We start from the raw sequence: 14,064 nt of genomic DNA on the forward strand, positions 1-14,064 counted from the left end.
TTTGCTCAGCTCAGGGCTTAGGCCCAGGGGGATAAAATGATCTTTGGCGCGGCCACTGCGCCGGACCGCAGGTCGTGAAACGCGGCGGCTCCTTCTGACAAGGGGCGCAGCTCGGGCCAGTCCAGTGCTCCTAATCGGCCATCAAAAATCGCTTGTGCCGTGTTGCGAAAATCCTGCGCGGTATAGGTATAGGTGCCGATAAAGGTGATTTCCTGCAGCGTCATGCGGCGGATATCCAAACCGCCGATATCCTCACCGAGGCCGACATGGGCAATCACACCACCGGGGGCGGCGCAGGCAGAGGCCGCGGCGCGGGTGGCGGCATAGCCGACGGCGTCCACCACCAGCGGCACCATCCCCTGAAACTCTGCGACCGCCTGCTGGCCGCAGCGGTCCGTCAGGAAGGCCCGGCGCGCAGCGTTTGGTTCCTGGATGGTGACGTCCTTCACCCCCATCGCCCTGAGTGCCAGTGCCGCCGCCAGCCCGATGGCGCCACCGCCGATCACCAGCGCGTGGCGTTCGGTGTCTGGGTGCAGCGCCTCAAGCAACAACCGGGCGGCGTGCCAGCTGACGGCCAAGGGTTCTGCCAGCGCCGCCTTTTCCAGTGGTACGTTGTCTGGCACCGTCACCAGATTGCGGTCTGGCATCGCCACAAATTGGGCAAAGGCACCTTCGCGCGGCGGCATGGAGATGATCTGTCGGCTGGCGCAGAGGTTTTCGCGCCCCGATGCGCAGGCCGTGCAGCTGCCACAGGTGACCAGTGGATTGATCGTCACCCGGCGGCCCTTCTGCGGTCCGTCCTCGATCACGCCGGCGGCTTCGTGGCCGAGGATCAGCGGGGCGGGCCTGCGGGCGTCGTGGCCCAGATAGGCGTGCATGTCCGACCCGCAGATGCCGGAGGCTCGAATGCGGATCAGATGCTCGCCCGGCCGGGCTGCAACCATCGGCACGTCGCGGAACACCAGCGTCTCAACCCCTTCATAAACCAAGGCTTTCATTTCGCTGTGAACCCTCCATCAACCATCAGGATCTGCCCGGTGACATAGGCAGAGGCCTCGGAGCACAGGAACAAGAGCGGCCCGTCGAGATCCTCCATCCGACCGTTGCGGCCGATGCAGGTTTGCGCGGCGTTGCGGGCGGCGCGGGCGTCGTCTTCGAACACAGCCTGCGTCAGTTCAGTGGGGAAAAAACCGGGTCCGATGGCATTGGCAGTGATGCCGAAAGACGACCACGCCTCAGCCATGGCGCGGGTCAGCTGGCCGATCCCACCTTTGCTGGCGCCATAGGCGATGCCGCCGGGAAAGGCACGGGTGGTCTGGAGCGAGGCGAAATTGACGATCCGCCCCCAGCCCCGGTCCTTCATCGCGGGAACCAGAGCCTGGCTAAGGAAGAATGGCGCCGAGAGGTTGAGAGCAATTGTCCGGTCCCAGCCCTCAGCCGTGACCTGATCCGCGGGTTGCCGCGTGTTCACCCCTGCCGCGTGGATCAGGATGTCCGGCGGACCAAAGGGGGCCGAGACTCTATCCCGCAGCGTATCCAGCGTGCTTCTGTCTGCAACGTCGGCGGCGACATGGGCCGCGCTTGCCCCAATTTCCGCACAGAGGCTTTCCAAGGCCTCCACCCGGCGCGCCACCGCCACCACCTGTGCCCCGGCCGCAGCCAGTGCCACCGCCGCCCGCCGCCCCAGTCCGGAGCTGGCGCCGGTGATGCAGGCGGTGTGGCCTGCTAGATCGAACAGGGGGCGCGGGTCAGCCATTGGCGGTCAGGTCAAAGGTTTCATCAGGGAAATACTTGGCCAGCCGCACGTCGGCAGCACGGGCGTGGCCCTCCATCCCCTCCAGCCGTGCGATCCGCGCGGTGGCCTCCGCCACTGGTTTGGAGCCTTCGCGGGTGGCGCGCTGCCAGGTGACGATCTTCATGTATTTGTGGACCGACAGCCCGCCGGTGTAGCTGGCCGCGCGCGAGGTCGGCAGAACATGGTTGGTGCCCGCCGCCTTGTCGCCGTAGGAGACCGTGGTCTCTTCGCCCAGAAACAGCGAGCCGTAGCAGGTCAGCTGCCCCAGCCACCAGTCCAGATCCTCGGCCTGCACGGTCAGATGCTCGGGCGCGTAGTCGTCGGAGCAGGCGGCCATCTCTTCGCGGTCGGCACATAGGATGACCTCCGCATAATCGCGCCAGGCCGCAGCGGCGTTCTCGCGGTTCACCTCGGGCAGATCGTCGATCAGCCCGGGCACCAGCCGCATCACCTCCTCGGCCAGAGCTCGATCATCGGTCACCAGCCAGACCGGGGAATTGTAACCATGCTCTGCCTGGCTGACGAGATCGGTGGCAACGATATGAGCATCTGCCGTGCTGTCTGCCAGGATCAGGCTATCGGTGGGGCCTGCGATCATGTCGATACCGACACGACCGAACAGGATGCGCTTGGCCTCCGCCACGAATTGATTGCCGGGGCCAACGAGGATATTGGCCTTGGGCAGGCCAAAGAGGCCGAAGGTCATCGCCGCAACCCCCTGCACGCCGCCCATCGCCATGATCTTATCCGCGCCGCAGATATGGGCGGCATAGACGATGGCCGGGGCCACGCCGACGCCGGGGCGCGGCGGCGAGCAGGCGGTGATATGCTTGCAACCGGCCACTTTGGCGGTTGTTACGGTCATGATCGCGCTGGCGACATGGCTGTAGCGCCCGCCCGGCACATAGCAGCCCGCCGCATCCACCGGGATCACCTTCTGCCCGGTGATGAAGCCGGGGCAGATTTCGGTTTCCACATTCTGCATCGTGCTTTTCTGCAACTCGGCAAAGCGCCGTACGTTGTCGTGAGAAAACCGGATATCGGCCTTTAGCTTCTCGGGTACCAGCGCGCAGGCGGCTTCAATCTCCTCGTCCGTCAGCAGCACATTGCCCTCGTAACGGTCGAATTTTGCGGCATATTCCAATGCTTTGGCGTCGCCGCCTGCCTCAATATCATCAAGGATCCCCTGCACGGTCTTATGGGTCTCGGACGCATCAGATTTTGGGGTCAGGGCCGCCTTCTTCAGGTACTCACGGGTCATGTCCAAAGGGTCCTATTTATAGATGTCAGGGAGCAGCGTGGTTGAGATCGCAGGGAGATAAGCGATCAGCAGCACCACAATCAGCATGGTCAGAACAAAGGGAATGGCGCGGGCGGCGATCTTGAGGATGGATTCGCCGGTGATGCCGGAGACCACGAATAGGTTCAGTCCCAACGGCGGAGTAATGAACCCCACCCCCAGCGCGGTGATCATCATGATGCAGAACTGAATTTCGTTCATGCCGATGTTGTCGGCCAGCGGTTTCAGGATCGGCGCCAGGATCACGATGTTTGGCGTTGTCTCCATCACGCAGCCCGCCGCAATCAGAATGCAGATCATCAGCAGTATCAGAATTGACGGATCATCGGTCAGCCCGGTCACCGCCGTCACAAACCCCTGCGGCACGCCCATGATGGCCAGTGCCTCTGCCAGCGGGGCAGAAAAGGCGATGATTGGCAGGATCACCCCGTTCACCTTGGCCGAGCTGACCAGCATCGCCGGGAAGTCCGCCAGTTTCAGAGTGCCGAGCAGGAAGCCCATCAGGATCGTGACGACCACGGCGGTGGCGCCCGCCTCAGTCGGGGTCAGGCGACCGGAGAAGATGCCATAGAAAATGATCCCCGGCACGATAAAGGCATACCAGCCGGATTTCAGCGACTGGCCCAGATTGCCCAGCCATTCGCCCAGCCCCATGTTGCCCCCGGTCTCATAGGTATAGAGCCGGTTCATGATGATGTTGGTGACGAGGATCGATACCAAAATGGCAATCCCCGGGATCAGCGCCGCCAGAAATAGGGTGGAGGCGGAAATGCCCAGCACCAGACCGATGATGATATAGGCGATGGAGGGCGGGATCAGGATGCCGGTGCAGGCGCCCGCAGCCACCAGCGCGCAGGCATAGGGGCGGGGGTAGCCACTTTCGACCAGCCGGGCGATGGTCATCCGGCCGACTGCCGCAGCGCCCGCAGCATCAGAGCCTGAGATCGCCGCGAACATGCCGCAGACCAGCACCGTGGCCGAACCGAAACCGCCCCGCGTCCAGCAGGTCAACGCCTCTGCCACATCAAGGAACTTCTTGCTTAGCCCGGTGCGCACCAGCACATCACCGGTCAGGATGAACAGCGGCACCGCCGTCAGCGCAAAGGCATCAATGCCGGTGAACAGGCTTTCTCCAATTGCACTGAGCGGCAGATCGCCCGACATCACCAGCATGGTGATGGCCGCCGCCCCGATGGCGGCCCAGACCGGTACCGCCAGCGCAATCAGGGCCACGAACAGGATCACCGGCAGGTAAAAGTCCCACCCCAGTTCAACCGTTTGATTGAGTGAATTCCACAGCATCTCTCAGATCCTTCAATCAAACAGCTTGTCGCCCTCAAAGACGGGCGAGCCGTCCCGAAGGCTGCGAAAATCGCGTAGGAAGGATTGCAGCAGCCGCCAGACCATCAGGGCGAACCCGGCTGGCACCGCCATCAGAAACCAAACCATGGAAATGCGCAGCCCGTGGCTGACGGAGCCGAATTTGGCTGACACCAGCACCGTCTCGAACGACCAGTAAAGCGCCACCAACGCGACAACGAACATCACCAGATCGCCAAAGATATAGAGCAGCGCCTTGGGGCGCGGCCCAAGGTAGTGCATCAGCACATCAATCCGGATATGGGCCCGCTCTTTCACTGCGGCGGCGGCACCGATCCAGGCGAGATAAATGAAGGAGTAGCGCACGATCTCCTCACCCCAGATCGAGGAATAGGCAAAGAGTTCGCGCCGGATAACCTCAACCGCCATGGTGATAACCAGCATCACGTAGAAGGTCAGCAGCAGCCATCGCTCGGCGTTTTTGTCAATTTTTCGCAAGAGTTCCATCGCTCGTCCCGAGGTTTGGGCGCGCCTGATAAATCAGTCCAAATCGGGCTGTCGAAGGCGGCTATGAGGGAAAGGGAACGTGGCGCCGGCCCCCGGCACCACGTCTTGCGACACGTTACGCGTCGTGAACGTAGTATTTGCCTTGCGTGCCTGCGGCCTCTTCCAGCTTGGCAAAATTGTCCATCGACCCGGCCAGCTCTGTCTTGAACGTATCCCATTCACTGCGCTGATAGCCGCCGGCCTCTTGCCATTCACCCAGTTGATCGTCGCTGAGCGTGTGGAAGGCAACACCGGCCTTGGCCAGCTCCGCCATTGCATAGGCGCGGGCCGAGGGAACCTTGGAGAGGTTTTGATGCGCGGTCATTTCCGACCCCCACATCACGCCGTCCTGCACATCAGCAGGCAAGGAATTGAACCACTCAAGATTGCAGGAGTAAACCTGACTGTCCGGCACCGCCTGGGTGAAGGTCACATGGCTGAGAATGTCCTTGAAGCCAAAGACATAAAGCGCGCCAACCGACGGATCGAGCGCATCTGCCACACCTTGTTTGATCGCCGATGGTGTCTCTCCCCAGGCCACTGGCGTGGGGTTGGCGCCAACCATGCGGTAATATTGTTGCAGCATCTTGGAACCGGGCACCCGGAATTTAACGCCCGCCATGTCACCCGGTGAGGTCACAGCATTGCCGCCCTTACGCACAGCCACCACGCGGGGATCAATGTTCACATAGAACAGAGCCTTGAAACCATTGGCTTCCACCTTGGGGTGCACCTCTGCATTCCAGAAGTCGGAGGTCACCAGATTGGTGAACCGCTGGTTGGAGCCGCAGAGATAGGGCATATTGATCAGATCTACGGTGGAGGCGAAGGGGGCGAAATTCGACAGCGAATGCTGTGCCGCCTGAATGGTGCCGCCTTGCACCTTCTGCACCAATGCGCCGCCCGCGCCCAGCTGTCCGCCGGGGGCCAGTTTGACGTAGATCTTGCCGTTGGTGGCGTTTTGGATGTTCTCCTTCAGGTCCAGCTGCATGATCGGATAGCTGCGCGATGCCCCCAGCACATAGGCGGTGGCCACTGTCATGATATGCTCGGCCGCACCCTCACGTTCTTTTTCCTCCTTGGCGGTTTGTGCAACCGCCTCTGTTGACCAGAGCACTCCGCCGGCCCCCGCCACCAGGGCTGCGGTGAAAGAACCGGTTGAGGCCAGTTTCAGAAAATTGCGGCGCTCTGCGGATTTGAGCCCATCCTTGCTATTCGTCATTGTCTTCCTCCCTTGGAAATCCATCAGCTGCCGTCTTGGTTTTTTTGGTCAGCTTCTTTTTTGAGAATTGCAGCCACAAACAGAATGGACGCTGCAAACAGGATCACCATCTCACCGACGTCGCTCAGAAAACCGCCGCCACCAAATGCGCCCATGGCAACATTGGCAAAGAACACGGCAAACACGCAGACAGACGCCACCAGAAACATCGAAAGATCCCCGTTGTTATCTCTACAGTATTTGTAAGCGCTTACATTGATAATGCAAGCGCTTACATTGATGGCTGGCGGTGGCCATGAAATCTGCTAAAATGAGCTAGGGAAATCACAGGTACGACATGGGAAAAACCCCCTCCGCTCCAACACTTAACGATGTTGCCAAGGCCGCAGGCGTCTCAACCGCCACAGTGTCGCGCTGCCTGAATTCACCGGATCGTGTCATCGAAACGACCCGCCAGCGTGTGATGCAGGCGGTCGAATCACTGGGCTATACGCCAAACTTCGCCGCCCGCGTTATGGCGGCCAAACGCAGCTTTACCATCGGAGCGATTATTCCCACGATGGACAACGCGATCTTCGCGCGCGGGCTGCAGGCGTTTCAGGATCAACTGCGGGAGGACGGCTACACGCTGCTGGTGTCCAGTTCCGCATATAGCCCAGAGGTGGAGAAGGAACAGATCCGTGCATTGGTTGCGCGTGGCGCAGATGGCTTGCTGCTGATTGGTCATGAGCGGGAGGAGCAGATTTACCAGTATCTGGAGAAACATCGGGTACCGGTCCTTGTTGCTTGGTCTTATGCGCCTGAACGGCTGCAGCCGTCAGTGGGTTTCAGCAACAAGGGCGCGATGCGGGATCTTGCCCACACGGTTGTTGATGCCGGGCACCGCCACATGGCGATGATCTCCGGTATCTTGCAGGGCAACGACCGTGCCCAAAATCGCGTCAGCGGTGTTCGCGATGCCATGCGCTCCAGAGGTCTCGACCCGGCTGCGCTAACATTGATCGAAGCCCCCTATGAGATTGAAAAGGGCGCCTCAGCCTTTGCGGAGCTGATGTCACGCACGCCTCGCCCAACCGTGGTGATGTGCGGCAATGATGTCTTGGCAGCAGGGGCGCTCCGCGAGGCGCGAAGCAGGGGCATCGCCGTGCCTGAGGATGTCTCCATCACAGGGTTCGATGATATCGAACTGGCAGAAATCGTCAGTCCCGCTCTGACAACCGTGCATGTCCCGCACCGCGAGATGGGGCGCAAGGCGGCGCAAGAGCTGATTGCAATCGTGGAAGGCAGGTCCGAGGGGCAGTCGGTCTGCATCAGCACGACTCTTGTCACGCGTCAGTCCTTGGCGCGGCCGTCCGGCAGATAGCAGCGCGGTGTCACCGACCAACCTGCCTGCTGACAAAAACCTGTTGCCATGGAAGGTCTCGCCATGCTCCAACTGTGACACGACCCTGGCAATAAAGGCATTGCGCGCTGCTGTCCGGGTGAGCGGAGCCTTTTCTGCTCAAAAACGGACCGCCTCTTGGTCTGTCGCGTGCAACTGGCTCCCTTCATGTGACCAAAGGCGGCGCGCCGCCACAGCCAAGGAGTGAGCACATATGCTACGCAACGACCAATTGGACCAATGGGATCGCGATAGCTTTTTTCATCCGTCAACGCATCTCGCTGAATTTGCCCGCGGAAATCTGCCTCAGCGCGTGGTGACCGGTGGCACCGGCTGCCATATCGAGGACCGAGACGGCAATCGGATGCTGGATGCTTTTGCCGGGCTTTATTGCGTGAATGTGGGCTATGGCCGTCCTGAAATCGCCGAAGCCATTGCCGATCAGGCCCGCGAACTGGCCTATTACCATTCCTACGTAGGGCATGGGACCGAGGCGTCTATCACCCTGGCCAAGATGATCATGGACCGTGCCCCTGATCATATGTCCAAGGTCTATTTCGGTCTCTCGGGGTCGGATGCGAATGAAACCAACATCAAGCTGATCTGGTATTACAACAACATCCTGGGGCGGCCGGAAAAGAAAAAGATCATCTCGCGCTGGCGGGGCTATCACGGGTCGGGGTTGATGACCGGGTCGCTGACCGGGTTGGAGCTGTTCCATAACAAGTTCGATCTGCCCTTGGCACAGGTGGTGCACACTGAGGCCCCCTATTATTTCCGCCGTGAAGACCTCAGCCAGAGCGAGGCAGACTTCGTTGCCCATTGCGTGGCCGAGCTGGAGGCGCTGATTGCGCGAGAAGGGGCTGATACTATCGCGGCCTTTATCGGCGAGCCTGTTCTGGGCACCGGGGGCATCGTCCCGCCGCCCGCAGGATACTGGCCCGCCATTCAGGCGGTGCTTGAACGGCACGATATCCTGTTGGTCGCAGATGAGGTGGTGACTGGTTTTGGCCGGTTGGGCACGATGTTCGGCTCGGATCACTACGGCATGCGACCTGATCTTATCACCATCGCCAAGGGGCTGACATCGGCCTATGCACCGCTGTCGGGCTCTATCGTGTCGGACAAGATGTGGCAGGTTCTGGAGCGCGGCACAGATGAGAACGGCCCCATCGGCCATGGCTGGACCTATTCGGCGCATCCTATCGGGGCCGCTGCCGGGGTGGCCAACCTCAAACTGATTGACCAGCTTGGTCTTGTGGAAAACGCCGGTGCCATTGGGGCCTATCTTAACGACGAAATGCGCACGGCGCTGGGCGATCACCCTAATGTCGGCGATCTGCGGGGCGAGGGGATGTTATGCGCAGTGGAGTTTGTCGCTGACCGCGATGATCGCCGTTTCTTCGACGCCAGTGACAAGATCGGCCCGCAAATCGCCGCCAAACTTCTGGAACAGGACAGCGTGATCGCGCGGGCCATGCCGCAGGGGGACATCCTTGGATTTGCGCCACCATTTTGCCTGACACGGGATGAAGCGGACCGTGTCGTGGCCGCAACCCATCGAGCCGTAACAGCGGTGCTGGGCTGATGGGGCGGAGTAAAGAGCGGAAAGGATCTGAGCGATGACCAAACCACAGACACCCTTCACACAATCTGAATATCAGCACCGTCTGGACAAGACACGCGCCGCGATGGCGGCTGCGGGGCTGGACGCGCTCTTTGTCACGGATCCCTCTAATCAGGCTTGGCTCACAGGCTATGATGGCTGGTCTTTTTACGTGCATCAGGGGGTGATCATCCCGCAAGACGGTAATCCGATCTGGTGGGGGCGGCATATGGATATGATGGGCGCCCGCCGCACCTGTTGGATGCCGCAGGACAGGCTGCTGGGCTATGGCGACCACTTTGTCCAATCAACCGACCGACATCCGATGCAGGATCTTGCCGGGCATCTGTGCGCTCTCGGGCTGGAACGCGCCCGGATCGGTGTCGAGATGGAGAATTATTACTACTCGGCAAAGGCCCATGCCGTATTGGCGGCAGAGCTGCCACAGGCGGACCTGGTGGATGCCACCGCACTGGTCAATTGGCAGCGGCTTGTGAAATCCGATGCCGAGATCAGCTTTATGCGCAAGGCCGCGCGGATCACCGATAAGGTGATCCAAACCGCCCTCGAACGGGCCGCACCCGGCGTGCGAAAAAACGATCTGGTGGCCGATATCCTGCATGCCGGTGTGACTGGCGTAGGGGACGATTGGGGCGATTACCCGGCCATCGTGCCACTGACCCCCTCCGGGCTGGATGCGACAGCGGCGCATCTGACCTGGGACGGCACCCCGATGAGGCAGGGCGAGGCGACCTTCTTCGAGCTCTCCGGCTGCTATCGCCGCTATCACGCGCCACTGTCGCGCACGGTCTTCCTCGGCACTCCTCCGGCAGAGATGCTGCGAACCGAGGCGGCGCAGATCGAAGGCATCGCCGCCGGGATCGAGGCGGCCCGTGCGGGCAATCGCACCTGCGATATTGCCGATGCCTTCATGGCGGTGATGGCCAAACACGGTATCGAGCGTTCGGGCCGCATGGGGTATCCGGTTGGCCTGTCCTATCCGCCGGATTGGGGGGAACGCACAGCGTCGATCCGCAGTGAGGATACAACTGTGCTGCAACCCGGTATGGTGTTCCATTTCATGCCAGCGCTCTGGATGGACACATGGGGGCTGGAGACCACCGAAACCCTGTTGATCCGCGACACAGGCGCTGCCGAGCCGCTCTGCTCTATTGAGCGCAAACTCTTCGTGAAGGGGTAACGGGGTGATGGAGCAGACTACCCGCATTCTGTCGGATCTCATCGCCTATCCCACGGTCTCTGCAGACAGCAATCTGGAGATGATCGCCTATCTGGCCAACCGGCTTGAGGACTGCGGCGCGCGGGTCGATGTGATGTTTGATGCCGGCGGGCAGAAGGCAAATCTCTTTGCCACGCTTGGCCCGGACACCGATGGCGGGATTGTATTGTCGGGCCACAGTGACGTGGTGCCGGTAACCGATCAGGACTGGACCAGCGATCCCTTCACGATGGTGGAGCGGGACGGGCGGCTCTACGGGCGCGGCACCTGCGATATGAAGGGGTTTATTGCCGCAACATTGGCGATAGCCCCAGAGTTCGCCGAGCAGATCAGCCGCCGTCCTATCCATTTCGCCTTTACCTACGATGAGGAGGTGGGCTGCATTGGTGCCGGTCATCTGGTGCTGGCGCTGCGCGAGCGCGGGCTGAAACCGCGACTGGCGCTCATCGGGGAACCCACCAGCATGCGAGTCGTTGAAGGGCACAAAGGCTGCCACGAATACAGCACGCGGTTTCAGGGGCTTGAGGGGCACGGATCCAATCCAGGGCGGGGCGTCAATGCGGTGGAATATGCCGCGCGTTATGTGAGCCGCCTGCTGGATCTGCGCGGTGATCTGCAACAGCGTACCCCACCGGACAGCCGCTTTGATCCGCCCTGGACGACGCTGAACATCGGCGCCCTCAATGGCGGCAGCGCCCATAATGTTATCGCGTCAAAAGCGCAGGTGGATTGGGAGATGCGACCGGTGCAGCCCTCGGACGCGGATCATGTCAAGGAGACGATGGCGCGCTATTGCCGCGACACGCTCTTGCCCGCGATGCAGGCGATCTACCCGGAGGCCAGCATTGAGACTGAGGTGGTGGGCGAGGTGGCCGGGCTCACCCCCACCACTCAAAATGAGGCGCGTGAACTCATGGCGGATCTGCTCGGCAGCAATGCTGCTGAGCTGGTGCCTTTCGGCACCGAGGCCGGGTTGTTTCAGGAGCTTGGCATGGATGTGGTCGTCTGCGGCCCCGGATCCATTGCGCAGGCGCATAAGGCGGATGAATATCTGACGCTCGATCAGCTCTCACAATGCCTCACTGTGCTGAATCGATTGGCAGGGCGGCTGGCGGACTGACGCCTGTGCTCCTGCACCGCCCTTATTTGGATGCACCCGTAAGCGCAGATCGCAACGCATGATAAGACGCCTTCGGTGTGCGTTTCAGCGTTTCAAAATCCACATGCACCAGGCCAAAGCGTTTTTCATACCCCAGCGCCCATTCGTAGTTGTCCAACAGCGACCATAGGAAATAACCCTGCACTGGCACATCATCGGCAATCGCGCGACGCACGGCGTCGAGGTGGTCATCGACAAAGGTGATGCGCGCCGCATCCTCCACCTTGCCCTTTGTCACAACATCCGCATTGGCCATGCCGTTTTCCGTCACAATCAGCGGCAAATCACCTGTGTAGTGGCGCGCTGTCCGTGTCAGGAAGTCATAGAGCCCCTGCGGATAGATTTCCCAGCCCATCTGGGTTTTGGGCAGCGGGCCATTCACCTCGGCATACTGCGGCCATGGGCCTGCGTCAGGGGCTATCTGTTTGCGCGTATAGTAGTTCAGCCCGCACCAGTCGACCGGGGCGGTGATGGTGGCAAAATCATCCTGCCAGCCCTTTGGTAGATGCGGCTCCAGCCCTTCCAGCGCCAGATCCGGGTATCGCCCGTGAAAGGCACCGCCAAGGAAAAAGCCGTTGTAGATCGCATCATAGCGTGCGGCGGCCTGCTGCGCGGCCTCGCTGTCATCAACGGGCGTGGCCCATTCCAGATTGAACACGCCACCGAGATTGCTCATGCCGAGGGCGCGCATCGCCTGAATGGCAGTGCCATGGGCCAGCATCACATGGTGCATCGCCCGGGCGGTGGCGCGAATGTCGCGCAGCCCCGGCGCGTGATGGCCAAGGAAATGCGACAGCCAGCCCACGCACCAGGGTTCATTGATCGGGGCTGCGGAATACATCCGGTCGCCGATCCGCCCCATGATCACCTCGGCGTAGTCGCCAAACCAGTTGGCGATCTCCGCGTTGCGCCAGCCGCCCAGATCCGCCAGGGCCTGCGGCAACTCCCAGTGATAAAGCGTCACACAGGGCTTCAGCCCGCGCTCCAGCATCGCATCCGTCGACCGGTCGTAGAAATCCAACCCCTCAGGGTTCGAGGCGCCGCGGCCCTCGGGCATGACCCGCGCCCAGCTGGTGGAAAATCGATAGCAGTCGAACCCGGCTGCCGCCGCCAGATCAAGATCCTCGGCGTAGCGGTGGTAGTGGTCGCAGGCCCGCCCGCCATGTTCGGCGCGCACGACGTTGCCGGGGGTGGCGGCGAAACTGTCCCAATGGGTGAGCCCAGCACCGCCAAATCCATGACCTTCGATTTGATAGGCAGAGGTCGCGGTGCCAAAGAGGAAGTCTTTGGGAAAATCAGCGCGGCTGTTTCGGAACATGGGGCAGGGGCTCCTGTCGGGGGCAATCAGCGAAGAATGGGCGCAGGTCCGGTTGAACGCCCAACGGTCAGCTGGGCCTCCAGCAGGCGGGTGGGAAGCGGCTGACCGGGATTGCGGATCTGGTCCAACAGCAGATTGGCCAGCTGCCGGCCTGCCTCCTGCACGGAGGACACGGTCGCGGTGAATTGCGGCACCTCATCGCCGTTGCGCAGATAGGACAGGTCATCGTCATGGGTGATCACCGAAATATCACGCCCCATCTGACGCCCCGAATCCTCAATCGCGCGGCGCACCCCCATGGCGGGGATGATTGACGACACCAGATAGGCGGTGGGCGGATCTACCATCGCCTGGGTTTTCACAACGGTGCGATACCCATAGCTCTCGGTCATTTCCTCCGCGTACATCAGTGCGGGATCCAGCGGCAGGCCCGCGGCCTCTAGCGCGTATTCATAGCCCGCCCGCCGACGCCAGGCGAAATCCATGCTCTCCAACCCGTTCACCAGGCAGATCCGCCGGTGCCCAAGGTCGATGAGAAACCGTGTCGCCCGGTCAAAGGCGCTTTTGTTGTTCACATCGAGCCAGCAATACTCCCCCGCAAGATCGGAGGCGCGGCCATGCACGGCAAAGGGCAGGCCGATTTCACGCAACAGTCCGATCCGGGGATCCGACATGCGCGGCGCATGTAAAACGATGCCGTCGACATTCCGTTTGGAGGCCATCTCGCGATAGGCTTTCTCCTGCTTCTTATCCTCAACCAGCGACAACACCATGTCATAGCCGGCCGCGGCGTAGCTCTCGCCGGCACCTGCGATGAAGTCGCCGAAGATTGGGTTCACCATCTCATGCTGCGACGACAACGGGATCACGTGACCAATCGCCATCGCGCGCCCTGTGGCCAGCGCTTTGGCGCGGGTGTTGGGGCGGTAGTTGTGTTGCTCTGCGGCGGCCGCGACGCGTTTGCGGGTTGCTTCGCTCACCTCGGGAAAGCCGTTGAGCGCGCGGCTCACTGTCGTCTGCGACAGGTTCAGATATGCGGCCAATTCCTTCAGGTTCATTCGCAGAAAACTCCAAAGCGCTTTGATTTCATTGTGTATGCCCATGGTAACCGTGGGCCACCTGCGCAGTTATGGCAGGGCCGGGGATAGGCTGGCAAGTCCCGTATTTTTTATGCTTG

General features: G+C 61.3%; 13 protein-coding genes. 4 read left to right on the forward strand and 9 right to left on the reverse strand.

Annotated elements, in window-relative coordinates; translation table 11 throughout:
• Nucleotides 1-17: 17 nt before the first annotated feature.
• The 7 genes from J4721_RS00405 to J4721_RS00435 form a co-directional block, all read right to left on the reverse strand.
• Nucleotides 18-998 carry an alcohol dehydrogenase catalytic domain-containing protein gene (locus tag J4721_RS00405; RefSeq protein ID WP_102883128.1) on the reverse strand — a complete coding sequence of 327 codons (981 nt, stop codon included), beginning with the start codon at nt 996-998 and terminating at the stop codon, nt 18-20.
• Nucleotides 995-1,756 carry an SDR family NAD(P)-dependent oxidoreductase gene (locus tag J4721_RS00410; RefSeq protein WP_211001851.1) on the reverse strand — a complete coding sequence of 254 codons (762 nt, stop codon included), beginning with the start codon at nt 1,754-1,756 and terminating at the stop codon, nt 995-997. Before J4721_RS00410 ends, J4721_RS00405 begins: the two co-directional genes overlap by 4 nt.
• On the reverse strand, nt 1,749-3,056 hold the full coding sequence (gene hisD, locus J4721_RS00415; RefSeq protein WP_211001852.1) for a histidinol dehydrogenase: 1,308 nt from the start codon (nt 3,054-3,056) through the stop codon (nt 1,749-1,751). The genes J4721_RS00410 and hisD overlap by 8 nt, the downstream gene beginning before the upstream one ends.
• A gap of 12 nt (nt 3,057-3,068) precedes the next feature.
• Nucleotides 3,069-4,397, reverse strand: a complete 1,329-nt coding sequence (locus J4721_RS00420; RefSeq protein WP_014879380.1) for a TRAP transporter large permease — start codon at nt 4,395-4,397, stop codon at nt 3,069-3,071.
• A 12-nt stretch (nt 4,398-4,409) separates the two neighbouring features.
• Nucleotides 4,410-4,922 (reverse strand): TRAP transporter small permease, encoded by a 513-nt coding sequence (locus J4721_RS00425; protein ID WP_027247795.1) that lies wholly within the window; start codon nt 4,920-4,922, stop codon nt 4,410-4,412.
• A 115-nt stretch (nt 4,923-5,037) separates the two neighbouring features.
• The gene (locus tag J4721_RS00430) at nt 5,038-6,183 is read right to left on the reverse strand and encodes a TRAP transporter substrate-binding protein (protein ID WP_014879382.1); all 1,146 of its coding nucleotides are present in this window, start codon (nt 6,181-6,183) and stop codon (nt 5,038-5,040) included.
• Nucleotides 6,184-6,206: 23 nt separating this feature from the next.
• The gene (locus J4721_RS00435) at nt 6,207-6,392 is read right to left on the reverse strand and encodes a hypothetical protein (RefSeq protein WP_014873894.1); all 186 of its coding nucleotides are present in this window, start codon (nt 6,390-6,392) and stop codon (nt 6,207-6,209) included.
• 128 nt (nt 6,393-6,520) lie between these two features.
• Between J4721_RS00435 and J4721_RS00440 the strand changes: the two genes are divergently transcribed.
• From J4721_RS00440 to argE, 4 genes are all read left to right on the forward strand, one after another.
• The gene (locus J4721_RS00440; protein ID WP_102869603.1) at nt 6,521-7,546 is read left to right on the forward strand and encodes a LacI family DNA-binding transcriptional regulator; all 1,026 of its coding nucleotides are present in this window, start codon (nt 6,521-6,523) and stop codon (nt 7,544-7,546) included.
• Nucleotides 7,547-7,778: 232 nt separating this feature from the next.
• Complete coding sequence (locus J4721_RS00445; RefSeq protein WP_211001853.1) at nt 7,779-9,152, forward strand: aspartate aminotransferase family protein; 1,374 nt, start codon at nt 7,779-7,781, stop codon at nt 9,150-9,152.
• Nucleotides 9,153-9,186: 34 nt separating this feature from the next.
• On the forward strand, nt 9,187-10,371 hold the full coding sequence (locus tag J4721_RS00450; protein WP_211001854.1) for a M24 family metallopeptidase: 1,185 nt from the start codon (nt 9,187-9,189) through the stop codon (nt 10,369-10,371).
• A gap of 4 nt (nt 10,372-10,375) precedes the next feature.
• Nucleotides 10,376-11,530, forward strand: a complete 1,155-nt coding sequence (gene argE / locus J4721_RS00455) for an acetylornithine deacetylase (RefSeq protein ID WP_211001855.1) — start codon at nt 10,376-10,378, stop codon at nt 11,528-11,530.
• A 22-nt stretch (nt 11,531-11,552) separates the two neighbouring features.
• On the opposite strand, the gene J4721_RS00460 is transcribed toward argE, so the two are convergent.
• Nucleotides 11,553-12,887, reverse strand: coding sequence for a GH1 family beta-glucosidase (locus tag J4721_RS00460; RefSeq protein ID WP_211001856.1), 1,335 nt, complete (start codon nt 12,885-12,887; stop codon nt 11,553-11,555).
• 26 nt (nt 12,888-12,913) lie between these two features.
• Complete coding sequence (locus J4721_RS00465) at nt 12,914-13,945, reverse strand: LacI family DNA-binding transcriptional regulator (protein WP_027247788.1); 1,032 nt, start codon at nt 13,943-13,945, stop codon at nt 12,914-12,916.
• Nucleotides 13,946-14,064 lie beyond the last annotated feature (119 nt).

The sequence above is a fragment of the Phaeobacter sp. HS011 genome (genome assembly GCF_018101215.1).
GTDB lineage: Bacteria > Pseudomonadota > Alphaproteobacteria > Rhodobacterales > Rhodobacteraceae > Phaeobacter > Phaeobacter inhibens.